Raw genomic sequence first — 23,485 nt, 5'->3', positions numbered from 1 at the left:
TCCGCAGCGATGCGGAATTTGGTCCGCTATCGCGCGCATATCGGACATCGAGCAGCAATCAAGCTCGATTTATTGGGTACGCGCCCTAATGTTCGTCCGGCCGTGTGCGCGCAATAATCTCGGCTGCGCCCTCGTCCAACAACTCCAGTCCGACGGCGCGGCCAAGTTCGCGGGGCCGGTCTGCAGCGCCATGCCGCGACACCTCGATGAAGCGGTCACCGGTTTCATCCAGCACCGCTGCGGTTAGCGTCATCTCGCCGCCCGCCAGCGTGGCGTGGCCGGCGATCGGCGAGTTGCAATGGCCGTTCAACACCCACAGCACCTCGCGCTCGGCCTCGGCACAGAGGCGCGACGCGGCGTCCTCGATCTTGGCGAGGCGGCCGCGCGTGAGCCAGTCGTTCTCGACGCATTCGACCGCGACGATGCCCTGCCCCACCGCCGGCAGCATCTCGCGAACCGAGAAATCATGAACGATGCGCGAGGTCATTCCGATCCGCTCGAGCCCCGACCGCGCCATGACAAGCGCGTCCGCAGGCCCTACCTCGCCGCCGTCGGGCAGCCGCTGCTTGTCGCCGCGATCGAGTTTTGCCACGCGAGTGTCAGCCGCGCCGCGATAATGGATCACCGTCACTTCCGGAAACAGCCGGCGCAGATAGGCCGCGCGGCGCACCGCATTGGTGCCGATCTTGAAACCCTTGCCTTGCGAAGCGCGAAACGCATCCAGCGAAAGGCCGGGACGCAGCACCAGCGCGTCGTTGGCGGCGTCGCGCGGCAGGGTCGCTGCAATGATCAGGCCGGGCGTCTCCTCGTTGCCGGGAACGTCCTTCAGCGAATGCATCGCCGCCTGCAATTGGCGTGCGCGCATCGCTTCGCGAATTTCGGCTACGAAGGCGCCGCCCTTGCCGCCATGGCGCAGCAGCTTGCTGGTCTGGTCCTGGTCGCCGCGGGTTTCGAACTTGACGATCTCGACGTCGAGCGCGGGATCGGCCGCGCGCAACAGCCGCGCGATCCCTTCCGTCTGCGCCAGCGCCATCGCGCTCTTGCGCGTGCCGATCTTCAAGGTCTGTCCCGACACAAGGTCTCCGTTCGAACGCGATCAGGCTGTTGATTCATGCCTAGGGGATAGAACAAGCCGCCCACCAGAACAACGTCTTTGGCCTGCCGCCCGAGCGAGTCCTTCCGGCCTGACCGACGTGGCCTGCTTCAAGCCCCGCTGGCCGATGGTCTGCCATGCCGAAAACGTTATTTGTGCAGCGCACCAAAGTCCATAAGGTGCCGCCTGAAAAAGGATTTTTAGTTGTCCGATACCAGTGCCGATGCCCTGGCCGCTTCAGGCCACCGCCCGATGGGCTTCCCCGAATTCGTGATCGTGATCGCCTCGATCATGGCGCTGAATCCGCTGGCGATGGACATGATGCTGCCGGCGCTGCCGGATATCGCGTCCGCCTTCCACATCACCTCAGTCAACCGTCCGCAGATGGTGCTGTCGATCTTTCTGGTCGGCTTCGGCATCGGCCAGTTCGTGATGGGCCCGCTATCCGACCGGTTCGGGCGGCGGCCGATCCTGCTCGGCGGCATGACCGTCTATTGTATCGCCAGCCTGCTCGCGATCGCGGCTCCTTCTTTTGAAACCTTGCTGCTGGCGCGCGCGCTGCAGGGTGTCTGCACCTCGGCCACGCGTGTGATCGCGACCTCGATCGTCCGCGACTGCTACGCCGGCCGGCGCATGGCGAGCGTGATGTCGCTGGCGATGATGGTGTTCATTGCCGTGCCCGTCGTCGCCCCGGCATTCGGCCAGGCCGTGCTGATGCTGACGCAATGGCGCGGCATCTTCATCGTGCTGATGCTGTATGGCGTGGTGGCCCTGGTCTGGAGCGCGCTGCGCATGCCGGAGACGTTGCCCGTCGCCAAACGGAGGTCGCTCGCCATCGGCGCGGTGTTCGATGCGTTCCGCCAGACCGTAACCCATCGCCAGACGCTGGGTTATGCGCTGGCGGCCGGCGGCGTATTGGGTTCGCTGTTCGCCTTCGTATTCATCTCCCAGCAGGTGTTCACCGGCATCTACCAGCTCGGGCATTATTTTCCGGTTGCGTTTGCCGGCGTCGCCGTCGGAACCGCGATCGCCGGGTTCGTCAATTCCCGCCTCGTCGGCCGCCTCGGCATGCGCGTGCTATCCCACAGCGCGCTGATCGGCTTCGTGGTCATTGCCGCAACCATGCTGGTGACGGCGAAAATGCAGATGCTGCCTCTGCCCCTGTTCATGGTGCTCTCGGTATCGATGATGTTTGCGTTCGGCTTGATGATCGCCAATTTCACCGCGCTCGCCATGGAGCCGCAGGGCCATATCGCCGGCACCGCCGCCTCGCTGTACGGCTCGATCACCACGCTCCTCGCCATCGGCATCGGCGCCACCATCGGCCAGGATTACGACGGCACGCTGGTGCCGTTCGCGACCGGCTTCTTCCTATGCACACTGGCCGCGCTCGCCGTGGTGCTGGTGGTGGAGAAAGGCCGGCTGTTCCGGCCGCACAACGCTGTGATGTGAAAGCCGACGCTCGCTCATCTGCCCGGATTGCCGCGCATCTCCCAAGCTCCCGGTCTCTCCCGCTTTCGTTCCAGTGTTACCTTTTGAACCGAGCAGCGCGTGTTCGATTTTTTGGAGCAGATCAACCTAAGGGCGGTTGGCTTGCCTGCGAGCCGAAGTTAGATTCGCGACCGGTCACGATCGTCGTTGGTGCTTGCCATGAAGCCACATGCCGTGCCCCCGCCCGATTCCCCGACCTGGGTTATGGTCGGCGCAATTTTTATGGTGCTCTGCACCTTCGGATTCATTGTCAGCGGCTTGTTCTAAATCGCAAGGGCTGACCGATCTCCTTTCCGTCTACGTCGGGCGGCCGTTCGATCGCCCGACCTTTCTCCAGCCGCGCTCAGCCCAAACGCTAGTTGAGGTAGCGTCCCGCCCCGGCCGCATGGCTGATTGTCCGTTCGGCGCTGGGCGTCTTTTGGCGAAGCTGGTAACAATTCCACGCTCACATCGCGTTTGGGATCGGAAATCGAACGATGGATAACCGCAGTAACATCTGGCGTGGCGTCGACACCATCAAGCCGCGCTTCGTCGACTTGAGCGACCGGGTCTGGGCGATGCCCGAGGTCTGCTACACCGAGGCGCGCTCGTCCGCCGAACATCTGGCCGAGCTGCGCCATCAGGGTTTCCGCATCACCGAGCAGGTCGCAGGCATTCCCACCGCGGTGATGGGTGAATGGGGCGAAGGCGGGCCGGTGATCGCCTTTCTGGGCGAGTACGACGCGCTACCCGGTCTCAGCCAGGAAGCCGGCGTGGCGGAGCCTCGGCCACTGGAAGCTGGCGGCCATGGCCATGGTTGCGGCCACAATCTGCTCGGCTCCGCCGCCCTGCTCGCCGCCACCGCGGTGAAGGATTGGCTCGCCGAACACAAGGTGCCGGGGCGCGTGCGCTATTACGGCTGCCCCGCGGAGGAAGGCGGCGCGGCGAAGGCCTTCATGGTGCGTGATGGCGCCTTCGACGACGCCGACATCGCGATCACCTGGCACCCGTCGAGCTTCTGGGAAGTGGTGGTGACGCCCTCGCTCGCCAACACGCGCGCCGATTTCATCTTCACCGGGCGCACCTCACATGCCGCCGCCTCGCCGCATCTCGGCCGCAGCGCGCTGGATGCGGTCGAGCTGATGAATGTCGGCGTCAACTACATGCGCGAGCACATGCCGAGCGACGCCCGTGTCCATTACGCCCTGCTCGACACCGGCGGCATCGCCCCCAACGTGGTGCAGGCCCATGCGCGCGTGCGCTATTCGATCCGCGACCGCGACCTGCCCGGCATGAACGAACTGGTCGAGCGGGTCCACAAGATCGCGCAGGGCGCGGCGCTGATGACCGAAACCAGGGTGGAGATAAAGATCATTTCCGCCGTCTCCAATCTGTTGCCGAACACCCCGCTCGAGGCGGCGCTTCATCGCATCATGGAGGAACTCGGCCCGCCGCATTTCGATGACACCGACAAGGATTTCGCGGCCAGGATCCGCTCCACGCTGACGGATAAGGATATCGCGAGCGTCTATCACTCGATCGGCATGGATCCGACCGACCGGCCGCTGGCCGATTTCATCGTGCCGCTTAACGCCAAGCGTAACCCGCAAATCGGCTCGACCGACGTCGGCGACGTGAGCTGGGTCGTGCCGACCGTGCAGGTTCATGCCCCGACGGTTGCCATCGGCACTCCCTTTCACACCTGGCAGGTGGTGGCGCAGGGCAAGAGCCCGCACGCCCACAAGGCCATGGTGCAGGCGGCCAAGGCGATGGCGGGGCTCGGCGTCAGGGCGCTGACGGAACCGGACCTGATCGCCGCCGCCAAGGCCGACCTGAACAAGCGCACCACCCGCACTCCCTATGTCAGCCCGCTGCCGGACAGCGTCGCGCCGCCGCTGGACATGTCGCGGATCTGACTGACGCCGGCTTGACCGGGACTTGGCACTGGCGCCAGGCGAACAAATTTTTTGCAGTGCAGAGCGCGATTCCGCGCGCTTTTGCCGCGCCGACGCCGCCGGATTGCCAAAGCGATGTGCGCCGCAGCGCGTTTCTGCCCAAGCAAAAATCATCGCCCCCCGTCGATGCTGCCAATTGTTGACAGGCAGCCGTTGACCTACGGGGTATTTGGTGTGCCATCTTACCGGTGAACATCCCACGCTGCCGCCCGGCGGCGCACTGCGACAACATCAGAACCAGACGGGGACAACGATGCTGGACACCGAACTGCGAACCATGATCGACGAGGTGAAGGACGGGCGCATGGATCGCCGCGGCTTCGTTCAGCGGATGATCGCTCTCGGCCTCACCGCGCCGATGGCCACGCAGATCCTTGCCATCGGTGGTGTGGCGATGGCGCAGAGTCCGGCTCCTTACAAACCGACCAAACGCGGCGGCGGCGGGCCGCTTAAATTGCTGTGGTGGCAGGGACCGACCCTGCTCAATCCGCATTTTGCCACCGGCACCAAGGACCAGGACGGCTCGCGTATCTTCTATGAGCCGCTGGCGAGCTGGGATTCCGCCGGCAACCTCTGTCCGATTCTAGTGGCGGAAATTCCGTCGATCCAGAACGGCGGTCTCGCCGCCGACGGCAAGTCGGTGACCTGGAAGCTCAAGCCGGGCGTCAAGTGGCATGACGGCAAGCCGTTCACTGCCGACGACGTCGTGTTCAACTGGGAATACGCCCGCGATCCCGCCACCGCGGCGTTGACCATCGGTGTTTACCAGGACATATCAGTCGAAAAGGTTGATGATCTCACCGTCCGCGTCCTGTTCAAGAATCCCACCCCGTTCTGGGCCGATGCTTTTGTCGCGGTGGTCGGCTGCATCCTGCCCAAGCATCTGTTTGCCGATTACAAGGGCGCCAAATCCCGCGAGGCTCCGAACAATCTCAAGCCCGTCGGCACCGGGCCCTACAAGTTCGTCGAGTTCAAGCCGGGCGACCTCGTGCGTGGGGAAATCAATCCTGACTACCACATGCCGAACCGGCCCTACTTCGATACGATCGAGATCAAGGGCGGCGGCGATGCCGTCTCGGCGGCGCGCGCGGTGATTCAGACCGGCGAATATGACTATGCCTGGAACATGCAGGTGGAAGACGATGTCCTGCTGCGTCTGGAGAAGGGCGGCAAGGGCAAGACTGTCTACTCGACCGGCGGCGATATCGAGTTCATCGCGCTGAACTTCACCGATCCCAACACCGAGGTCGACGGCGAACGTTCCTCGATCAAGACCAAGCATCCCCTGCTCTCCAATCCGGCCGTTCGCAAGGCGCTGGCGCTCCTCGTCGACCGCGATGCCATTCAAAAGCACATCTACGGTCGCGCCGGACGTACCACGGCCAGCTTCCTCAACGGTCCCGAACAGTTCGTCTCCAAGAACACGAAATGGGAGTTCAGCATCGAGAAGGCGACCCAACTGCTGGAGGAGGCCGGATGGAAAGTCGGGGTCGACGGCATCCGGGAGAAGGACGGAAAGAAACTGAAACTGCTGTACCAGACCTCGACCAACGGCCCGCGCCAGAAGACCCAGGCGATCGTCAAACAGGCCTGCCAGAAGGCCGGCATCGACGTCGAATTGAAATCGGTCGTGGCCTCGGTCTTTTTCTCTTCGGATGTCGCCAATCCGGACACCTATTCCAAATTCTATGCCGACATCGAAATGTTCCAGATTCCGATGACCCAGCCCGACCCGGCCCAGCATATGCGGCGCTTTCATTCGCGCTTCGTGGCCACCAAGGAAAACAAATGGCAGGGCCGGAATTTCCCGCGCTGGGTCAACCAGGAGTTTGACGCTGCGATCGACGCGGCCGAGGCTGAAGTCGATCCGGTCAAGCGGGCCGCGTTCTACATCAAGGCCAACGACATCATGTGGCAGGACACGGTGGTCATCCCGGTGATGCACCGCCTGAAGGTGGGCGCGGCAACCAATTCGCTGCGCCCGGTGCTCAGCGGCTGGACCAACGACACCGACAATATCCAGGACTGGTATCGAGAGATCTGATAGCCGGCGTTAGGCGGATCGTTTCTCATGCGTCAGTACATCCTGCGTCGCCTGCTGATCGCGGTGCCGAGCTTGCTCGGCATTTCGCTCGTTCTGTTCACGGTACTTGCGCTGGCTCCCGGCGATCCCTTCGCAGAGCTTGCGACCAATCCCAACGTGCCGCCCGAAGTAGCGGCGGCGCTTCGGACCAAGTTCGGCCTCGACGATCCGATCTACCTCCGCTACCTGCACTGGCTTTCGGCCATGCTGCAGGGCGACTGGGGCTTTTCCTTCGTCAGCCGGATGAATGTCGACACGCTTATCCTGCAGCGCCTGCCGACGACGCTCTATGTAATCGGCTCGGCGCAGCTTCTTGCGCTGCTGATTGCCATACCGGTCGGCGTCTATGCCGCGACGCGGCCCTACTCGATCTTCGACCAGATCGCCAACACGCTCGCCTTTATCGGCTTTTCGCTGCCGACCTTCTTCACAGGCCTGCTGTTCATCCTGCTCTTTTCAATCACGCTGGACTGGCTGCCTTTCGTCTACACCACCGATATCAAGGCGACCGGATTCCGCTGGGTGATCGAACAGGTTCGGCAGGCCCTCATGCCGGTGATGGTGCTCGGGCTGTTTCAGGCGGCCTCCATGACGCGCTTCGTGCGCTCGGCCATGCTGGATGTGATCCGCCTCGACTACGTCACCACGGCCCGCGCCAAGGGCCTCGGGCAGCCCAGGGTGATCGTCAAGCATGCGATGCGCAATGCGATGATCCCGGTCGTCACCCTGGTCGCGCTGCAGATGCCCGCCGTGTTCGGCGGCGCCATCGTCACCGAGCAGATTTTTCGCATTCCGGGCATCGGCTCGCTCCTGATCTCCTCCATCCTCTCCAACGACACGCCGGTCGTGATGGCCGTGACTTTCGTCTTCGCCTGTCTTGTCGTGCTCTTCAATCTCATCGCGGATATCCTCTATGGCTGGCTTGACCCTCGCATCTCCCTCCGCTGAGCGGCGGCCGGTCTGGTCGCCCTGGCGCGAGACCTGGCGGCGCTATCGCCGCCACAAGCTCGCCGTGGTCAGCGCGGTCCTGCTGCTCGTCCTGATCCTGGCGGTGGTGTTCGGCCCCTTCGTCTGGCGCGTCAGCATCAACGACATCGATTTCAACGCCCGCCTCGAGGGCCCCTCGCTCGCCCATCCCTTCGGCACCGACGATCTCGGACAGGATATCCTCGCCCGCATGATCTACGGCGGACGCATCTCGCTCGCGGTCGGCCTCGCCGCGATGGCGGTCGCCGTCATCGTCGGCACGGTGATCGGCGCGCTCGCCGGCATGTCACGCGGCGCGCTGGGGCATGCCCTGATGTGGCTGACCGACCTCTTCCTCTCGTTGCCGCAATTGCCGCTGCTGCTGCTTCTGATCTACCTGTTCCGCGACGGACTGAAGGCCATGTTCGGACCCGAAGGCGGTATCTTCATCCTGATCGTGCTTGTCATCGGTGGCCTGCGCTGGATGCCGGTCGCCCGCCTGGTGCGCGCGCAATTCCTCTCGCTGCGCGAAAAGGATTTTGTCGAAGCCGCCCGTGCGCTCGGCGCCAGCCCGCTGCGGCAGGTGGTGCGCCACATCCTGCCCAATGCGCTGGGACCGGTGATCATTGCAGGCACCATCGACGTCGCCGCCGCCATCATCGCGGAATCGACGCTGTCCTTTCTCGGCCTCGGCTTTCCGCCTGACACCCCGACCTGGGGCCGGCTGCTGTTCGACGCCAAGGACTTTCTCGACATCGCCGCCCACTGGGCGCTGTTTCCAGGCGGCGCCATCTTCGTTGCGGTCGTCGCCATCAATTTCATCGGCGACGGGATGCGCGACGCGCTCGATGCAAGGCGGGTGATCTGATGGCGCCGCTGCTCGAGATCAAGGGCCTGAAGACTCACTTTTCCACCGACGACGGCATGCTGAGGGCGGTCGACGGCGTCGACATCGCGCTCAACAAGGGCGAGACGCTCTGCGTGGTCGGGGAATCCGGCTGCGGCAAGACCGTCACCGCGATGTCGATCCTGAAACTGATCGCAATGCCGCCGGGACGCATCGTCGAAGGCCAGATCCTGTTCGAGGGCCGCGACCTCGTGCCGCTCACGAGCAGCGAAATGGATGACATCAGGGCCAAGGAGATCGGCTTCATCTTCCAGGAGCCGATGACCTCGCTCAACCCGGTGCTGTCGGTCGGCGAGCAGGTCGCCGAGAGCCTGCGCCGCCACGAGGGACTCTCGAAAAAGGACGCGCTCGCCCGCACAATAGAGATGTTCAAGCTGGTGCAGATCCCCAATGCCGAGGGCCGCGTGCATGATTACCCGCACCAGTTCTCGGGCGGCATGCGCCAGCGCGTCATGATCGCCATGGCGCTGGCCTGCAAGCCAAAACTCGTCATCGCCGACGAGCCGACCACCGCGCTCGACGTCACCATCCAGGCGCAAATCCTCGATTTGTTGCAGGACATGAAGGAACGCTTCGGCATGGCGGTGATGCTGATCACCCATGCGATGGGCGTCGTGGCCGAGACCGCGCAGCGCGTCGTCGTCATGTATGCCGGCAAGGTGGTGGAAGAGGCCGATGTCGACAGCCTGTTCGAAAGCCCGCGCCATCCCTACACGCAGGGCCTCATCCGCTCGATCCCGCGCATCGACCTCGACAGCGCGCACAAGACCCGGCTGGAAGCGATCGGCGGCTCGGTGCCGATCCTGATCAATCCCGCGCCCGGCTGCCGCTTCGCGCCGCGCTGCCGCTTCGCCTTCGCGCTCTGCTCCGAACAGGAGCCGATGCTGCGCGAGGTCGCACCGGGCCATCGCATGGCCTGCCACCTGGAACAGACGCAGGGAGCGAGCGCATGAGCGAACCCCTGCTGCGCGTCACTGGCCTGAAGAAGCATTTTTCCGTCAAGGGCGGACTCCTTTCGCGCGAGGTCGGGCGCGTTCACGCGGTGGACGGCGTGTCGTTTGCGGTCAATCGCGGCGAAACGCTCGGACTGGTCGGCGAGTCCGGTTGCGGCAAGTCGACCACGGCGCGCTGCGTGCTGCGCCTCATCGAACCGAGCGAAGGCGAGATCGTCTTTGACGGACGCGACGTGTGCGGCCTTTCCGGCGGCGACCTGCGCGCCATGCGGCGCAACATGCAGATTGTGTTCCAGGACCCGTTTGCCTCGCTCAATCCGCGCATGACCGTCGCTGCGATCCTTGGCGAGGCCTTCACCATCCACGAGCTCGCTTCCTCGGCAAGCGAGCGGGACGACCGCGTGGCGAGCCTGCTCGTCAAGGTCGGACTGAAGGCCGAGCACATGCGGCGCTACCCGCACGAATTTTCCGGCGGCCAGCGCCAGCGCATCGGGATCGCGCGCGCACTCGCGGTGGAGCCGAAGTTCATCGTCTGCGACGAGCCGGTTTCAGCGCTCGATGTCTCGATTCAGGCGCAGGTGATCAACCTGCTGGAAGACCTGCAGGCCGAACTCAACCTCACCTATCTGTTCGTCGCCCACGATCTCTCGGTGGTGGAGCATATTTCCGACCGCGTGGCGGTGATGTATCTCGGGCGCATCGTCGAACTGGCTGACGCGCGCGACCTGTACCGCCATCCCCGGCATCCCTATACCCAGGCGCTGCTCTCCGCCGTGCCGGTGCCGGACCCGAAGGTGAAGCGCAAGCGGATCCGCCTGCAGGGCGATGTGCCGAGCCCGATGAACCCGCCGCGCGGCTGTCATTTTCACACCCGCTGCCCGATCGCCGAGCCCCGCTGCCGGGAAAGCGCGCCCGAACTGAAGCAAGGCAGCGACGGACATTTGGTGGCCTGCCATCTGAGCTGACGGATACTGGCCGAAATAAGCAACGCTTCCTGAAACCAGGCCACTGTCGGGTTCCCTACAGACAGCGGCTGGGCCAGACTTTAGCTTGCGCGCATGCCGGGATAGCATGGGGATCGGCGCGCCCCGGCATAGAACGACCCCAGCGGGACTAGCCCCCGAAGCTGGGGTCGTTTCTTTTGAGCGGCCGCTTTTTGAAACAGGCCGGTACCAGGACAGCGGTGGCGCGTTCTATTCGCCGCTTCCCGTGCGAGCGGCGTTGGCGTGAAATCAATCGTCGAAAATGAAGCGGCCCCGCCCCGGCGTGGTTGAACCACACTTGCCGGGGCGGGGCCGAGATCTGGTCGTGGCGTTACCTCGGGTGAACGCCGTTTTTGCGAATGATGTCCGAGAGCTGAGCCAAAAGCTCCCGAAGCCGGGCGTTCTCCTCGATCAGCGAGTGAGCTTCGTCGGCCTGCTCGTGGCGACGACGGGCGGGCTCGTCCCCGCGCAGGGCATTCTCAAGCAATGAAAAAGCATCGTCGGTCGGTTCCTCAACCCAAAATGAGGGTTCTGCGCGTCGGTCTCGCTTATTGAGCTGCGGATGGTCTATTCGCATGATTGATACTCCAATTTTAAAATGCGGAACGAGCCCCCAGTCTCTTTGTCGCGCGCGGAGAATGAGGTGAGTCGGCAGGCAATTTTGCGACTAAAATTGGAAACGCGCGGAGGCGACCCCGGCGCTAAAGCGGCGTGATTGCGGCGAATCTCTAAGCCCGCGCAGCAGCCTGCGCGTGCGATGTTTAGCGTCTTCGAGCGAAGCGTGCTCTCGGACCGCACACCGGTTCGCGTCAGGAAAACGCGTCAAAACAACAATCTAGGGCCTGGTTCTGATTCAATCAGAACCGAAAAGTTTCTAAAGAAACGTGGCCAATTGATAGAGCGCGTAAAGAACTTCCAGCCCCATGAGAACGAGCGCTGCGATCATCAGATAATAACCAAAATGCATGCGAAATTTGAAACCAATGCCTTTCGCGGCCCGTGCGGATCTCGCGCCAGGCCGTAAACCAAACTCGATACGCGTCGGAAGGGACAAGCCCCCGGCGAAAGATTCGTCGGCAACTAAAAAGAAAGGCCTCCGCCGCCGCGGAAGTGACGCCTTTGACGCCTTTGTCGCGAGCCTCTTCTTGACGGAGGTCTCTAGTTCGACGCCAGCTTCGCCCTGCTCATACACCGTGGAAAATCTTGATTCCCCACAGCACGATGACGATGGCCAATACCAGCGTAGCCGCCGTCAGTACACTTTCTAAGGAAGCGACTCTCATACTCACTCTCCGCTTCCCAGCCCCGCTAACGGTCTAGGCGATTCGTTGATTCGACTGCAATCGCGCGATCACAATGCTTTGAACGTTGTCCTGCGGTTGTGTTTTACGGGTCACACATCTGGGTAATGGCGGCACACTGCGCCGCCACGACCGCACCGCAATGCGCCAACTGAAGCGGAAAACGCCCGCCTCTCCGACGTTTTCGATTGAAGGGGGATTACTCGGGCTGGCGTGCCTGAGCGTAGGAATCCGCCGGGACTGGAGCACTTCGCCGCCGTTCGGCGTGAGCCGCCAACCGGTCGTATTCCTCCGCCACCTTGAGCAGCCGCCCCTGGTCCTTGACCGCACTCGCGGCTAACGCCCGTGTCAGTTCCGCGCGCCTGCGCCAGTGATCCGCATTGGTCAGGAAATCCGTCATCGATACGCCCCTAAATAAGATGCTTTGCTCCCCAGCCGCGCAGACGTCAGAATGGTTCGCGATACGTCAAAAATTTGGCCTAATTCGATCTGCCGTGTGAATCAAAGAACGTGTGACCGATCTGCCGAGCCACTTCGCCGTTGCCTTTCCGACGCAAATTTGCCTTCGACTCAAGGGAAAGCTCATCGTGGAACCGACGCGACTGGGCCACCTTGTGATCAGGAATTTGTCATGAGTATCGAACATCCGCCGCACGACAGACAGGCCCGCCGCGATGCATTTCGAAATGCCGGCCAAGCCGACAACGTCGTGCCGCTGCGTGAAGGCAATGACGTGCGTCAGGCAAATGAAGCGCCGCATCAGGACGACGACCTTCTCACCGCTCTGTCGCCCCTGCTCGACGAAGTCGACGGACTTCGGGGAGATGAAGCGTGGCATCAGGACACCGATAACCTTCCGGTGCTGCTCGAAGAGAATGCCCGGCTTCGAAAGCTTGCGGTCAAGCTGTCAAACCTTCTTGGCGATCTTCCCGAACCGGGCAAGTGAGATCGAGGTTGCCGCGATCAGCACGGCGCGGCCAAAGCAAAGGTAAGCGCGCGTCGTTTCGGCTGTTTACGCGTAGGTCGCCGTGACGCTCCCGAACGGACCGAAATCCGCGACATAGGTCTCGCCGGGCTTCGGCCGCAGCATGCCTGTCAGCGTCCCCGTGCTGACCGTCTGCCCCGCCGTCATTCCGATACCGGTGCGCGAGAGTTCGTTGGCGAGCCACGTAAGGGGAACCATGGGATGATCGAGCGCCTCCCCGGCCGTGCCCTTCCGGCGCAGCGTGCCGTTGCAGGTCAACACCACTTCCTGTCCCGCGATATCGCGTGTCTTCCAGTCGGGAATCGCCGCGCCGCAGACGATGATGCCGGCGCCCGCGCCGTCGGCGAGGATCGCAGGCAGTGCCGGAAACGCGGCGTCGTGGACAAAGCGGCATTCGGCAAGCTCGATCCCGGTGTGGAGCGAGGCCACCGCCTCGGTGACTTCCGCCAGCGTGTAGGGCTTTTCGCGCGGCGGCAGATCGGCCCCTAAGCGCGCCTGATACTCGACCTCGGGAATCGGGCTGCAGAGCCTGGCGTGCTCGACGCTGGCCGGCGACTCCATGATCGGCGCGAACACCCGGCCATAGATCGGCGCATCCGTGCGAAGCTGGCGCTGCAGCCCCTCCTTCATGGCGGCAATCTTCCAGCCGACGACCTCCCAGCCTAGCTCTTCCTCGACAAGGCCGGCGACGCGATAGGCTGTCGCGTTGTCTGACGGCACGAGCCGCGGATCGAGTCCGCTCTGCTGGCGTTCTTCACGGCGCAGCACAGCCAGCAGGCGGGCGAGTTCGCGTTGAAGCGCGATGTCCATGGCCTAGCCCTGCACCAGCGCGGCAGCCTGCTGCATCGAGACCGGCGCATCGCCGAGTAACAGATCGATCGCTTCGTTCTCCCAACGCTGCGCCTGCAGATTGGCGGAGGAATGTTCGGCAAGGCGATGCTCGAGCACGAAACGCGAGAGCAGCAGGCGGCGCGCATCGCCGCCTTCATTGCCGAGACGCGTGCCCTCGGACGCCAGCAGCGCGGCCGTCGTCGCATGGTAGAGTTTTCCGGCGGCGACCCTGCAAAAGCGCTCGTTCTCAGGGGTGGCCGCCACCTGCTCCGCGAACCGTATGGCGTCTGTTAACGCCCCGGAAAGCCGCGTTCGAAACTGGCCCGGCATCCCCGTCACCTCTTCCAGCCGACGGCCGAGATCGTCGCGCAATGCTTCATGGCCGCGCGCCTTTCCGACGGCGCGCTGCACCGCGTCCAGCGCGTTGATGTTGCTGGTGCCTTCCCACAGCAGGCCGAGATGGGCGTCGCGAACGAGCCGCGCGTTGGGCCAGTCCTCGATGTAGCCGTTGCCGCCGCGAGCCTCCATCGCACCTGTGGCGACCGTGACGTTGTCCCGGCACGCCCGGTATTTTACGATCGGCGTCAACAGCCGCAGCACCTTGTCGGATGCCGTCGCCGAATACAGGAGAGCCGATAGCGCCTGCTCGGTGGGAACCATCAGCTTGAGCAGTTGCCGGCGCATCAGCGGATGGTCGATCACGGCACGCCCGAACGCATTGCGATGCCTGGCGGCGAGCATGGCTTCGTTGAGGCATCGCCGCATCATGCCGGCGGCGCGGGCAAGGTGCGACACGCGGCTCGAATTCACCATGACCAGCATCTGCTTGAGGCCCTGATCCAGTTCGCCGAGCTGGTAGGCGACGGCGCCCTCGAAAACGATTTCGCCGCTGGCCATGGTGCGACTGCCGAGCTTGTCCTTCAGGCGCAGGACGCGGTAGGAATTCCGCCGTCCATCGGGCAGCACTTTTGGCATCAGAAACAGGCCGAGACCGCGCCCGCCGGCCGCAGCGCCTTCAGGCCTGGCGAGCAACACCGCCAGTTCAGCGTCGACGTTGGAGCAGAACCACTTTTCGCCCCACAGCTTCCAATCCTGGCCATCGCGAACGGCGACAAGCTCCGCGGCTCCGACATCGGAACCGCCGGCCTTCTCCGTCATGAATTGCGCGCACTTGAACAGCGTGGCGGGATCCTGGCTCCACATCCGTTCGAGATATCGCCCGCGCAGTTCATCCGTTCCGAAACGGCGCACCAGTTCGGAAGAGCTGTCGGTGAGGTTGACGGGACAGAGAAGACCGAACTCGGCTTGCGCAAACAGATAGTGAAATACGTATTTTGCGACCGGCGGCATCGGCGAAGGCCAGCCCAAAACACCGCCGCGGTTGCACATCGCGTGCATTCCGAATTTTCCGAATGCGATGCTTTCCATCTCGCGATAAGCGGGGTGATATTCGACCCACTCCTCATCGCGGCCATATCCGTCCCGCGGATGCAGCACCGGCTGATGTCGCTCGGCCTGATCGGACAAATCGTGCAGCCGGCCTCCGGCGAGTTCGCCCAGTTCCGCAAGATGCGGCTCGAGATGCGCCAGCAGCGGCGCTTCCATGTATTGGGGCAACAGGTCCCGAACGCTTCGGTCGAGCGAATAATAGTTCAGCCCGCGACAGGTAGGCGCCAACGCAGCGGAGCGCCGGGCCGACGCGTCGCGGCTGGCCAGATCGACGTGAATGGTCATGGGTATTCTCCCTCGGCTGTGCCTGCCCGGGCCGTACCGAGCCCGAAGCGAATACCGGCGTATGACCGGCGACCTGTCAGTGCAAACGACTTCTTGGGTCGGCGCCTTGAGCCAGACTCAACGCCCGGCCAGGCGTTGGCGACGGAATATCTGCCCACTCTCCCCCTGCAGCCCTCCCGTTTGCCGGCCAGTCCTTTTGGACTAAGCTCGCGCGATGGCATCACGACGACTTCCTCCATTGCATGCGGTGCGGGCGTTCGAGGCCGCTGCACGGCACCTGTCGATCACGCGGGCAGCCAATGAGCTGAACGTGACGGTTGGCGCGGTGAGCCGGCACGTGCGCGCCCTCGAGCTAAGAATGGGGACCGCCCTCTTCCTGCGCGGCTCGCGCGGCCTGGTGCTGACCTCCGCGGGCAAGGCCTTCGCCGATTCCGCGCGCGAGGCACTGGACCGGATCGCAGACGCCGCCGACGGGCTGCGGCTGCGACGTTTCAGGCGGCTTTCGGTAGGGGTCTATGGCTTCTTCGTCTCGCGCTTCCTGTTGCCGATCTGGCCCACGCTGAAGGCGGCACATCCCGACCTGGAAATCGACCTGCATACGAGTTCCGATCCGCTCGACCTGCTCGCCAGCCGCTTCGATGCGGTCATCGCCGTCTCGGACGGACAACCTCGCGCCGGGCTGGTCACCCATCCGTTGATGCCGATATCGACGGTGCCGGTCTGCTCGCCCGAACTCATGAAGAACGGCCCTCTGGATTTTGCGACCGTTCCTCTGTTGCATGCGCGGCCTCGTCCGGACGATTGGCGGCGCTGGCTGGATCACGCTGATTTCACCGACATACCCATGCAGGGCGGAAGCAGTTTCGAAAGTCTCAGCCTGACGATTGAAGCCGCCGCAGCCGGCATGGGCGTCGCCATCGCGATCGAGGGCCTTCTCGCGCCCGACCTCGCACGCGGCAACCTCGTGCGCGCCCATCCAGCCGTTCGCCCGACGCGGCGGCAGTTCGTGCTCGAATACGAGCAACGCATGGCTGATGATCCCGCGCTGACCGCTTTCGTCGCCTGGCTGAACAACGCGCGCAGTCAGCAGTTGCCAAAGAAGCCCACCGCAAGGAAGACGGCTGCGAAGGCAGGCGCGGAATATGCGCGTTGAGTTTCATCCAGGTCTCACCGTCGGATGGCCGAAGATCTGGAAGTCGATTTCCTGGGCGCAGTGGTGGGACTCGGCTTTCGCCCGCCCGTACTGTGGGAATGACGGCCGGAATCTAAAAACTTTTCTTCGAAGGCTACGGCGTCCTTCCTGAAGCTGATCTGCAGCTTTAGTTTGCAACGGCCATCGTGGCCTGGTTGGCGGGCTCTAGCTCTCCGCCAGTCCCACGCGAGATCGATCCTCGGCTCTCCTGCGCTGGTGCGTCGACCACCACCTGGCGATCGCTTCAGTGAGATCATCCCAGATCGCAGTGGGAAGATCTGATACGGCGATGCGAACGCTATAGCGATCGGTTGTGGAATTATGAAACCATTCTGTCGCGGCAAAATCAAATCCGAAACTTCCCGCGTGCTCGATTGGCAAACCAGCTCGGGCCAGATCGGTGCTCATTTCCGCAGCCGCCTGTCTCGCTGCTGCCGCATCAAGCGGCCGCTCGCTACTGAGCGTGATATAGAGGCCGTGAACGAAATGGAGTTCGGCCGTCAAGCCTGAAAGCGCAGTCGCAAAATACCGACCGGCGCGGCGGCTATTGCGCAAAATGGCCGCGATCCGTTTGTTCGTCAGTTCGCGATATAATGGTGTTCCGATGTAAGGCGGGAAATGCGCTGGCAGCGCCGCGCCACCCAGTAGCCGAACAGCGTTTCGCGCTTCAGCTGGAAGCTCTTTGAGTTTCGATCGCCTGGAAACGTTCTTCTCCCAACAAACGAAAGCCACGGAGCCAAGGCGACCGTACTCTGCCCCGAGCGAATCCAGCTTCGTATGGCTACGCACCATGACAAGGGGGATAGCCAGTTCACGGGCACGTCGGAAGACCCGTCGGATACGGCCCGACCCGCTGGAGAAGCAGGTGGTGTCGAAGATCAAGAGATCAGGCGCCGCGTTCGTGCAGCGAAGTCCGGCATCAAACGCGGAAGCGGATGCGGAGGAATCCAGCAACATTATCCGCGATGAAGCTGATCTCGGACCGGCGCCCTCTTCCAAGGGGTGGTTCAGCGTAATCATCCGTAACCGATCGGCATAGCCTTCGATAAGCTCCTGCGTCTCACCATAGGCGCCAGCAAGGACAAGAATGTCCGCCTTTCCGATCACCCGAGCAGACGCCAACAGCAGAGCCGAGATCGCAGCCATGCCGGAAGCCGTATAGATGGTATCGATCGCGCTGCGCTCGACGTCGTAAAAGGAAGGGCCGCGCACATCGAGATCGGCGCGTTGGTAATCGTATCTGAATTCGAAGGGGCCGATGCGTCGTTGGCCGGGATGTGCCCAGGCCGTCTCGGTGACGTTCCAGTCATGCAGAGCGTGCTCTGCCTTCAGCGCAGCGGTGAGCTGAAACTTGTGTCTGATAACTTCGCTGACCGACCGTGGACAGGTCAACGGCAAGGGATGGCTCAGGCAGTCATTTATCAGCCTGAGTTCCTGGTGCTTCCGATCTAGATACGCCTGGACGCTCTCCACGTAAATTCCGCCGATTGGGTGCCTGATCTAACGTTTCAAGGCCGCATCGGGTTCACTTCGAATAGAGCTGGCGAGGAAGAGCCGGCGCTAGCCCGATGCTTCTGTCCACCGAGCGCCTGCACCTGGCTTGGCGAACCTGACCCTATCACTTTTGAGGCGAACGCACCGACCAACTCGGGATCGGATCCAGCGGAGTGCGGTAGATTTCAGTGTCATTCTCGTCCACGACCCGAACAAAGCAATTCCTTGAACGAAGCTCTGGCTTGAGAGTGCGAAGCTCGCTCGCTAACGCATCGGCTCGATCAGACGCGACGGAAAGATCCTCCAGGATCATACCGCCTTGATTGTTCGGCTGACCGTCGATCAGAAGATCGAAGTAGTAGAAAGGCATTAGTGAAAACCCGTACGGCTCGTCATAGCAATAGGTGCCTGGTAGAAGGCTTCTCCACCTTCCTCTCGCACCGCTATTCGATTTCCAGGTTTCACGAAGTGAGGGTGCTCCGTCCCGATGCGATGAGCGATAAAGCTGGCATGCGTTCTCGCCTCATTTCGGGACGAGCATTCATGCCCAAGGAAATCCCTGGCACGGATATCCCCGATCAGGTCGAAATAATATCTCTTCATGGCCTTCAAACGCCGGCAATTCTCGGGAGTTCCTAAGTCGCCTGGACCTCAACCTAAGGCGCGACCCGCTCTCATCGGTTCCCACATTATCCCTGGCGGCTGCTACTTGAGGCACCTCGTGTCAGGCAGATCTCCTGTGCCTGCGCTTTCCAATCTCGGTTCCGCGAATGGCAATTCCCAGGTCTGCGGCGCGCGCCTTGATGGACGCCATTGGCCTGTTGAGTTTGACCGTCATCAGTGTGAGGCTCTTTCCGGCGTCAGACATCGCACGCAAGAGCCTGTCGTCTTCTTCCGACCAGCGGGCATTTCGAAATTGAGGGTTAGACATCATCGTCGCCTCTGAGGCCAATGAGGCAGGGCCTAAGGTTGATATTTCAAAAGGACCCAGCTCGCCTTTCTGAGCACGGCCGCTGGGTGTCAGTTGAACGGCAGGTTTTAACGCTCCCGCCTGTCACTTAGATGGTTCAGACGTGCTTGGCTGCAATGAGATTACGCAAACTTAAGGTCTGCGAAACCGATCAGCCGCATGCATGCCGCGGTGCGTATGTGGTGCGCTAAACGGGACCGGGGTAAAGTGAACGAAATGAAGGGGAACTAGATCAACCTATCGCGCGCCCAACCAAACATGCACGAAGAAAACTCGGGTGGAAATCAATGGCACTCATCAAAACGGTCGAGACTGGGCACTATCGGATCCCGCTGACGGGTACCCTCTCCGACAGCACACATGGCGAAATCGCAGCCTTCGAATTGGTGACCTGCCTCGTTCGCGATTCAGACGGGGCTGAAGGCACAGGCTATACCTACACCGTCGGCCGCAATGGCGGCGCGATTGCCGACATCCTCAGGCGGGAGATCCCTGAACTGATCGAGGGCCGGCAAGCCGACGACACAGAAGCGATCTGGCATCACGTCTGGTGGGGCCTGCATTATGGCGGACGTGGCGGACCGACCGTGCTTGCGCTCTCGGCGCTCGATATCGCCCTGTGGGACCTGAAGGCGCGACGCGCCGATCTGCCGCTGTTCCGTCTGCTCGGTGGCTTCGACGCCCGCGTGCCCTGTTACGCCGGCGGCATCGATCTCGATCTTTCCGTCGAAGCGCTGCTCAAGCAAACCGACGATAATCTTGCCAAGGGCTTTCGCGCCATCAAGATGAAGGTCGGCCGCCCGGATCTTGCGTCCGACGTCGCGCGCGTGCAGGCGATGCGCAAACATCTCGGCACCGGCTTTCCTCTGATGGCGGATGCCAACATGAAATGGACGGTCGAGGAAGCCATCCGCGCCGCGCGCGCCCTGCAGCCCCACGACCTCACCTGGCTCGAGGAGCCGATCATTCCCGATGACATTGCCGGTCATGCCCGCATCATGGCTGCCGGCGGCGTGCCGATTGCGGCCGGCGAGAACCTGCGCTCGCTCTGGGAGTTCAAGAACTATATCGCGGCTGGCGCGGTGTCTTATCCCGAGCCTGACGTCACCAATTGCGGCGGCGTCACGGCCTTTATGAAAATCGCGCGGCTCGCAGAAGCATTCAATCTTCCGGTCACCAGCCACGGCGCACACGACATCACAGTCCACCTTCTCGCAGCCTGCCCAAATCGTTCCTATCTCGAAGCGCACGGATTTGGGCTCGATCGCTATATCGAGCACCCGCTCGTCCTCGACCAGGGCATGGCATTGGCGCCAACCCGGCCCGGCCACGGAATCAGCTTCGACTGGAAGGGATTGGCGCAACTCGCACGATGATCGCAGAGGCTGCGTGGGCGCTCGGAAGGACAGCCAAGAGCAATAAAAGGGGTCGGCGAACACTCGTTCGCGGCAAGGCAGGATCGCTGTCCCTGTCCTCTCCTCCTTCAAAACTCTCTCGGGAAACGATTGCTGCCTCGCGCGTTGTGTGGAGAGGAAAAAATAGGAGGATAGCTCATGCGAACCTCGATTCTCGCCACGACGGCCGCTTTTGGCATTGCCATCGCCGCGTCGGCACAGGCTCAGCAGTCGACGGCGCCTGGCCAACAGATGCAATCCGACAAGCAGATGCAGGAGGAAGCGGATAAAGGCATCAAGACCCGCGACTCCGGAGAATCCGGATTTGTGGGGCAACAGGAAAAGCCGGGTGCTTCCGCGCATCCGCCTGGGCGTCCCGATCCGAGCAACACGACGACCGGGTCGGGTGCCGGTACAAGTGGCGGTTCCGAGACTAGCCGCACGCCGCGCTAGCTCGGAGTTCAGCACGGGACTGCACGCAAGAGGGTCCGCCTTCGCCGTCTCCGACGTGGATCGAGGGCGTAGCGGGACTCGAAGGCTCGCGCTGTGCGCCGTCGTGATTCGCACTCGTTGGTCTGACGTCTCTAAGGGGCCGCAACAGAGTCGGATGACAGGATGATCTTATCAGCCTGCTCCTCCCAACCCGACGCACGATAACCCCGGACAGCATGCGTCGAGCTTCGCCACTGCAGATCGTCCCCTCCGCGGGAATACCACCCATGGATTACAAAAGCCCGGTCTCCAAGAGTCGCTTCCACCATATTCATGTCGCATCGCAGCAACAGCGGCACTGTTCCTTGATCTGGAACAGCAATTAGGACTCCACGGTCCTCACTGCTTGAGTCAGTATCGAAAGCATCGGGCTGGCGGATCGAGCTTTTTTATTACTGAATTATTTTGCCCGCAGGTCGCAGTGCGAAAATGCCTGCGATCTTTTTCCCTCGCTTTCAGAGGAAGAATAGGAATTCAGAAGAATAGGAATTCAAATGACCTATTCCATTTTTGCCCGCGACGGCACGAGCAGCATCGTTTTGAAGCGGGAAAATCGCGAGGCTGCCGAAAGGAAAGCACGCGAGCTGACTGATCTGGGCTGGTTCGACGTTCAGATTGAAGAAGAAGCGCAGATTGAAGAAGCGGAGTGCTCAGGGAAGTAGCTTCGCGAACCGGATGAAAGCCGCAGAGCTGCACATTTCATAATCCTTGCCGAGACGCGCGAGCTCCTGCAGGGCGCCGCGACAGGCGACTTTCCTTGCGTGGACTCCGAATGAGTTGCGATGGGCCGATACCTTCAATTCGATACGACCGACTAAACAATCCTTAACCTCACTCCGCGGCAAGCCGTAACGCTCCCCCCACATTAACATTGCGCTGGGAATCCCCATGCAACCTCCCCGGGCAATTCCCCGGGGACCGCATGCCTTCCTCAAACGACGAACCGCAACTCGAACTTCCGTTGCCGCTCCCTGCCCGGCAGCCGTCGCGGCTTGCTCCGGCATTGCTTCTGCTGGGGCTGATCGGCGGCGGCGTTTATGCCGCGACCGATGCGGACACGAAGCCCAACACAAAGATTCCTTCGCGGCCTGAAGACCTTTCGGCCAATGTCGTCACCTTCGTGTCGCCGGATGATCGCGCGGCCGTCGCCTCGGCGGTTGCCGTCCTGAAGGTTGCGCCGCCGCAACGTGCCGAGATCGAGCAGGCCGTAATCGATCGCCGGCAGCGGCTCGGCTGGATCGTCTTTACTGACAGCATGGATCCGGATGGCGACACCGTCGCGGTGGAAGCTTCCGGGCTGACGCAGCAGATCGTGTTGACCAAGGCCTGGACGCCGGTCGCGGTTGCTCTCGCCGACAGCGGTCCGATCGCCGTCACCGCGGTCCGCGACGGACAAGGCGGCGGCATCACCGTGGCGTTTGCGACCAGCACCGGCACGATGCCAATGCGGATCCTGCGGCCGGGCGAACGCATCGAGGTGGTGCCATGACGGGAATGTCGCCCTGGCTCGGCCGGCTGATCCTGCTGCTGGCGCTGATCACCATCGACCACGCTTCGCCTGCGCTTGCCGTCACGCTGGTGATCGGCGCGGCGGGCGCGGCCACAGCCATCTTTCTCTATCGCGGTTCATATCTGCCGAGGTTCGTCATGGATATTCTGGATCGGCTTTCCAACAAGACCAGTCTGCAACAGGCTTATGAGAAGCGAAGCCAGAGCCTGGTCACGATCGACGCCGACGATCTGGCGGCGCGCGTCAGCGCCCGCGTGGTCGGCCAGGAGGATGCCATCAAGGCCATCGCCCAGCAATTGCGGCGTCGCTTTGCGGCGCGGCGGCTGGACAAGCCCGTCGCCGTGTTCTGCCTTGCCGGCGCGCCCGGCGTCGGCAAGACGCATTTCGCAAAGATCCTCGCCGAGGAACTCTATGGCGGGCGCAGCCATTTGCACTTCTTTGACATGAGCCAGTTCGGCCAGCCGCACGCGGCAGCCAGCCTGTTCGGCCAGGCCCGCGGCTATGTCGGCTCGAACAGCTACGGCTCGATGACGGCGGCGCTGCGCGACGTGCCCAACGCGATCGTGCTGCTGGACGAGTTCGAGAAAGCACATTCGGAAGTCCACAAGCGCTTCCTGACGGCCTGGAACGACGGCTTCATCACCGAGGTGAGCGACGGCGCACGCGTCGCGACCAACGAAGCCATCTTCATCCTCACCACCAACGCCGCCTCGCGGCGCATCGGCGAGATCGCCGATCAGACCGGCGAGACCGCGGAAGAACAAGGCAGGCTGGCGAAGGCGGCCCTCGGCGATGCCCAGTTTGCGCCCGAGGTGCTGTCGCGGGTTGACGATGTCTTCGCGTTCCGCCCGCTCAAGGGGCTGGACATCGCGCGCGTCGTCGCACTGGAGATCGAAGCCATCGCACAGCAGTTCGGCCTGCGGATCGCCGGCAGTGGCATCGATCCGCAGATCCTGATGCGGGCGATCGACGCCCTCTCCGGCCGCATGCAGGGCGGCGTTCGCGACATGACGCGCGCCATCGAACGCCAGATCACCGACGGCCTGATCGATGCGCGCGCCGCCGGCGCAGCCGAAATCCGCCTCGTGCAGGACGGTGAACGCGTCCGCATCGAGACCGTTCGCGGCAGCCGCGAGACGGCGCCGAGCCTGCAACGCGCAACCGTTGGCTGA

Annotated in this window: 23 protein-coding genes; 14 read left to right on the top strand and 9 right to left on the bottom strand. The window is 62.7% G+C overall.

What is annotated here, in order from left to right; all coding sequences use genetic code 11:
- Nucleotides 1-85 precede the first annotated feature (85 nt).
- The gene (gene hemC, locus IVB22_RS26020; RefSeq protein ID WP_256467454.1) at nucleotides 86-1,060 is read right to left on the bottom strand and encodes a hydroxymethylbilane synthase; all 975 of its coding nucleotides are present in this window, start codon (nucleotides 1,058-1,060) and stop codon (nucleotides 86-88) included.
- A gap of 237 nt (nucleotides 1,061-1,297) precedes the next feature.
- Here hemC and IVB22_RS26015 point away from each other — a divergent pair, with 237 nt between their 5' ends.
- The 7 genes from IVB22_RS26015 (at nucleotide 1,298) to IVB22_RS25985 (ending at nucleotide 10,392) form a co-directional block, all read left to right on the top strand.
- Nucleotides 1,298-2,545, top strand: a complete 1,248-nt coding sequence (locus IVB22_RS26015) for a multidrug effflux MFS transporter (RefSeq protein ID WP_247520098.1) — start codon at nucleotides 1,298-1,300, stop codon at nucleotides 2,543-2,545.
- A gap of 515 nt (nucleotides 2,546-3,060) precedes the next feature.
- Nucleotides 3,061-4,479, top strand: a complete 1,419-nt coding sequence (locus tag IVB22_RS26010; RefSeq protein ID WP_247520097.1) for a M20 family metallopeptidase — start codon at nucleotides 3,061-3,063, stop codon at nucleotides 4,477-4,479.
- Between the two features lie 292 nt (nucleotides 4,480-4,771).
- Complete coding sequence (locus IVB22_RS26005; RefSeq protein ID WP_247520096.1) at nucleotides 4,772-6,562, top strand: peptide ABC transporter substrate-binding protein; 1,791 nt, start codon at nucleotides 4,772-4,774, stop codon at nucleotides 6,560-6,562.
- Between the two features lie 27 nt (nucleotides 6,563-6,589).
- Entirely contained in the window at nucleotides 6,590-7,549 is a 960-nt protein-coding gene (locus tag IVB22_RS26000) for an ABC transporter permease (RefSeq protein ID WP_247520095.1), read from the top strand.
- A complete protein-coding gene (locus IVB22_RS25995) occupies nucleotides 7,515-8,435 on the top strand; it encodes an ABC transporter permease (protein ID WP_247520094.1) in 921 nt (306 codons plus the stop codon). Before IVB22_RS26000 ends, IVB22_RS25995 begins: the two co-directional genes overlap by 35 nt.
- The gene (locus IVB22_RS25990; protein WP_247520093.1) at nucleotides 8,435-9,427 is read left to right on the top strand and encodes an ABC transporter ATP-binding protein; all 993 of its coding nucleotides are present in this window, start codon (nucleotides 8,435-8,437) and stop codon (nucleotides 9,425-9,427) included. Before IVB22_RS25995 ends, IVB22_RS25990 begins: the two co-directional genes overlap by 1 nt.
- Nucleotides 9,424-10,392: an ABC transporter ATP-binding protein gene (locus IVB22_RS25985; RefSeq protein WP_247520092.1), complete on the top strand. Its 969-nt coding sequence runs from the start codon at nucleotides 9,424-9,426 to the stop codon at nucleotides 10,390-10,392. Before IVB22_RS25990 ends, IVB22_RS25985 begins: the two co-directional genes overlap by 4 nt.
- 349 nt (nucleotides 10,393-10,741) lie before the next feature.
- On the opposite strand, the gene IVB22_RS25980 is transcribed toward IVB22_RS25985, so the two are convergent.
- The 3 genes from IVB22_RS25980 to IVB22_RS25970 all read right to left on the bottom strand — a co-directional run bounded on the left by IVB22_RS25980 (nucleotide 10,742) and on the right by IVB22_RS25970 (nucleotide 12,111).
- Nucleotides 10,742-10,987 (bottom strand): hypothetical protein, encoded by a 246-nt coding sequence (locus tag IVB22_RS25980; protein WP_247520091.1) that lies wholly within the window; start codon nucleotides 10,985-10,987, stop codon nucleotides 10,742-10,744.
- Nucleotides 10,988-11,284: 297 nt separating this feature from the next.
- Nucleotides 11,285-11,602, bottom strand: a complete 318-nt coding sequence (locus IVB22_RS25975; RefSeq protein ID WP_247520090.1) for a hypothetical protein — start codon at nucleotides 11,600-11,602, stop codon at nucleotides 11,285-11,287.
- 308 nt (nucleotides 11,603-11,910) lie between these two features.
- Nucleotides 11,911-12,111 carry a hypothetical protein gene (locus IVB22_RS25970; protein ID WP_247520089.1) on the bottom strand — a complete coding sequence of 67 codons (201 nt, stop codon included), beginning with the start codon at nucleotides 12,109-12,111 and terminating at the stop codon, nucleotides 11,911-11,913.
- A 231-nt stretch (nucleotides 12,112-12,342) separates the two neighbouring features.
- Here IVB22_RS25970 and IVB22_RS25965 point away from each other — a divergent pair, with 231 nt between their 5' ends.
- A complete protein-coding gene (locus tag IVB22_RS25965) occupies nucleotides 12,343-12,657 on the top strand; it encodes a hypothetical protein (RefSeq protein ID WP_247520088.1) in 315 nt (104 codons plus the stop codon).
- A gap of 66 nt (nucleotides 12,658-12,723) precedes the next feature.
- Here the strand turns inward: IVB22_RS25965 and IVB22_RS25960 are convergent, their stop codons facing one another.
- Entirely contained in the window at nucleotides 12,724-13,506 is a 783-nt protein-coding gene (locus IVB22_RS25960; protein ID WP_247520087.1) for a 2-keto-4-pentenoate hydratase, read from the bottom strand.
- Between the two features lie 3 nt (nucleotides 13,507-13,509).
- Nucleotides 13,510-15,261, bottom strand: a complete 1,752-nt coding sequence (locus IVB22_RS25955; protein ID WP_247520086.1) for an acyl-CoA dehydrogenase family protein — start codon at nucleotides 15,259-15,261, stop codon at nucleotides 13,510-13,512.
- A gap of 214 nt (nucleotides 15,262-15,475) precedes the next feature.
- On the opposite strand from IVB22_RS25955, the gene IVB22_RS25950 reads away from it, so the two are divergent.
- Nucleotides 15,476-16,414, top strand: coding sequence for a LysR substrate-binding domain-containing protein (locus tag IVB22_RS25950; protein ID WP_256467450.1), 939 nt, complete (start codon nucleotides 15,476-15,478; stop codon nucleotides 16,412-16,414).
- 204 nt (nucleotides 16,415-16,618) lie between these two features.
- On the opposite strand, the gene IVB22_RS25945 is transcribed toward IVB22_RS25950, so the two are convergent.
- The 3 genes from IVB22_RS25945 to IVB22_RS42005 form a co-directional block, all read right to left on the bottom strand.
- Nucleotides 16,619-17,926: a hypothetical protein gene (locus tag IVB22_RS25945; RefSeq protein WP_247520084.1), complete on the bottom strand. Its 1,308-nt coding sequence runs from the start codon at nucleotides 17,924-17,926 to the stop codon at nucleotides 16,619-16,621.
- Between the two features lie 145 nt (nucleotides 17,927-18,071).
- The gene (locus tag IVB22_RS25940; protein WP_247520083.1) at nucleotides 18,072-18,317 is read right to left on the bottom strand and encodes a hypothetical protein; all 246 of its coding nucleotides are present in this window, start codon (nucleotides 18,315-18,317) and stop codon (nucleotides 18,072-18,074) included.
- Nucleotides 18,317-18,550, bottom strand: coding sequence for a hypothetical protein (locus tag IVB22_RS42005; protein ID WP_374207662.1), 234 nt, complete (start codon nucleotides 18,548-18,550; stop codon nucleotides 18,317-18,319). The genes IVB22_RS25940 and IVB22_RS42005 overlap by 1 nt, the downstream gene beginning before the upstream one ends.
- Before the next feature lie 654 nt (nucleotides 18,551-19,204).
- On the opposite strand from IVB22_RS42005, the gene IVB22_RS25935 reads away from it, so the two are divergent.
- The 5 genes from IVB22_RS25935 (at nucleotide 19,205) to IVB22_RS25915 (ending at nucleotide 23,485) form a co-directional block, all read left to right on the top strand.
- Nucleotides 19,205-20,293, top strand: a complete 1,089-nt coding sequence (locus IVB22_RS25935; protein WP_247520082.1) for a mandelate racemase/muconate lactonizing enzyme family protein — start codon at nucleotides 19,205-19,207, stop codon at nucleotides 20,291-20,293.
- Nucleotides 20,294-20,470: 177 nt separating this feature from the next.
- Nucleotides 20,471-20,764 (top strand): hypothetical protein, encoded by a 294-nt coding sequence (locus IVB22_RS25930; RefSeq protein WP_247520081.1) that lies wholly within the window; start codon nucleotides 20,471-20,473, stop codon nucleotides 20,762-20,764.
- A gap of 533 nt (nucleotides 20,765-21,297) precedes the next feature.
- The gene (locus tag IVB22_RS25925; protein ID WP_247520080.1) at nucleotides 21,298-21,465 is read left to right on the top strand and encodes a hypothetical protein; all 168 of its coding nucleotides are present in this window, start codon (nucleotides 21,298-21,300) and stop codon (nucleotides 21,463-21,465) included.
- A 260-nt stretch (nucleotides 21,466-21,725) separates the two neighbouring features.
- Entirely contained in the window at nucleotides 21,726-22,292 is a 567-nt protein-coding gene (locus tag IVB22_RS25920) for a hypothetical protein (protein WP_247520079.1), read from the top strand.
- Nucleotides 22,289-23,485: an AAA family ATPase gene (locus IVB22_RS25915; protein ID WP_247520078.1), complete on the top strand. Its 1,197-nt coding sequence runs from the start codon at nucleotides 22,289-22,291 to the stop codon at nucleotides 23,483-23,485. The genes IVB22_RS25920 and IVB22_RS25915 overlap by 4 nt, the downstream gene beginning before the upstream one ends.

It is taken from the genome of Bradyrhizobium sp. 190 (genome assembly GCF_023073415.1).
GTDB lineage: Bacteria > Pseudomonadota > Alphaproteobacteria > Rhizobiales > Xanthobacteraceae > Bradyrhizobium.
Note: the sequence above shows the minus strand (reverse complement) of the source record. Positions and strands in the feature narration are given on the sequence as shown.